Here is a 1,569-nt window from a genome sequence, read left to right on the forward strand (position 1 = left end):
GACGCTGGCGCTACCTGATCGACAACGCCCTCGGGACAGCAGTACGACAACCCGCCTGACACACCTATCCCACGACGTCGCGGTGCGCCGGACCTTTTACACAAATCCACTCATTGAATGGGGGAAGGAACAGCTTCATGAGTGAAAGCTTCGCCGGCCGCAAGGTCGTCATTGTCGGTGGTAGCAGCGGTATGGGTTTGGCTACGGCACAGCAGGTGCTCGCCGGCGGCAGCAGTGCCGTGATCACCGGCAGAAATCCGGACAAGCTGCGGACGGCGGTGGAAACGCTGTCGCAGCACGGTGAGGCATGGGGCATCGCGGCGGAACTGACCGACCGCGCACAGGTGCCCGAGCTTCGAAAGAAGCTTGCCGCCGAGCATGCCGACGCGAGTCTGCTGGTGAACGCGGCGGGAATTTTTCTCGGACAAGGCAAGCTGGATGACCGGCGCCATCGTCGACGTTGACGGCGGCGTCATGGCCGGACGTAACTAGGCGCGGAGCGCAGCTCGAGGCCAGCGAGCTGGCGGCCGGGCCCGCCGTGGCCGGCGTTGGTGACGAACCCAGTGATGCGATGCGCTTGCCGCCGGTGTCGGCGGTGCGCAGCTGCGCGCCGGGTTGTGTGGGCGTTCGTTGCGCAAGATCAGCCAGGTGCCCGCCGGCCAGCCGGACAGGTCGACCAGTCCAGTCGCCTCGGCGACCCACGCCCCGTCGCGGTGCTGGATGAGGACACGCCGTCTTCGGCAACAACGTCAGCGCGGTTGCCACGTCGAGGTTGGCGACGCCGGCGACCACGGAGAACTCCACCGCGCTCTCGGCGAGGTGGGCGGCGAACTTCTTCATCACGCCGGGGCGTCGGGGAGACGCAGCACGGCCCGGACCTGAGCCGGCGCGGCATCGAGTACGGCGAAATGGTCAGCGGCGGTGTTTTCGGTCGATGATGTCTTTGGCCAGCTGATCGGTTCCGTGGAAGTGCGCGCCCGTGCGACCTGGCCGATCGCCGGGCCGCGAAGGGATCGTCGTTCGAGACCCCCGGGAACTTCCCCGGGAACTCCCCCGGGCAATGCGTTGGTTCTACACGGGTGCGAACGATGCTTCCCTGCGCCAGAGTTGGTATACGTTCGGATGAGGAGGCCGACCTCGGGAAGTCCGGACGCCGAAGAGAGATGGCGACGGCTCGAGGATGCGGCCATCCCTCGTTACTCCGAGCGCCGCAGATGTCGGGGGAATCGGCCCGTATCCACAGGACCACGACGGGAGGTTCGTGCAGGTGTGTTCGTCACGTCCGTCGACCACATTTCAGTGCCGGATACGGACCATGAAGGATGTCGGAAGGCTGTGATGATGTCGATTTTCGCGATTCGCCCGTCCTGCGCCACCGTGCAGAAGTATCGCGCCGCCGGCGTGTGGCGTGACTACGGTCCCATCGGGGATCTGCGCCGGTGGCGTGAGGAAAGTCCTGATGGCATCGCGATGAGGGCCTATCGGGCCGGCGCCGTGGGGGCGGAGCTGTGTTCGGTGGGGCTCAGCTACGCCGACTACGCGCACTACGTCGAGCGGTTCGCCGGAGCG

General features: G+C 66.3%; 2 protein-coding genes and 1 pseudogene. 2 read left to right on the plus strand and 1 reads right to left on the minus strand.

What is annotated here, in order from left to right; all coding sequences use genetic code 11:
- The first annotated feature begins 137 nt into the window (after positions 1 to 137).
- On the plus strand, positions 138 to 464 hold the full coding sequence (locus ABD743_RS33365; protein ID WP_344726954.1) for an SDR family NAD(P)-dependent oxidoreductase: 327 nt from the start codon (positions 138 to 140) through the stop codon (positions 462 to 464).
- 35 nt (positions 465 to 499) lie between these two features.
- Here the strand turns inward: ABD743_RS33365 and ABD743_RS33370 are convergent.
- Positions 500 to 713 (minus strand): annotated as a pseudogene (locus ABD743_RS33370) (IS1380 family transposase); the annotation flags it as partial.
- A 556-nt stretch (positions 714 to 1,269) separates the two neighbouring features.
- Here ABD743_RS33370 and ABD743_RS33375 point away from each other — a divergent pair.
- Positions 1,270 to 1,569: hypothetical protein (locus tag ABD743_RS33375; protein WP_344726957.1), on the plus strand; the 300-nt coding region annotated here is incomplete at its 3' end.

This window comes from Pseudonocardia yunnanensis (assembly GCF_039534065.1).
Lineage (GTDB): Bacteria > Actinomycetota > Actinomycetes > Mycobacteriales > Pseudonocardiaceae > Pseudonocardia > Pseudonocardia yunnanensis.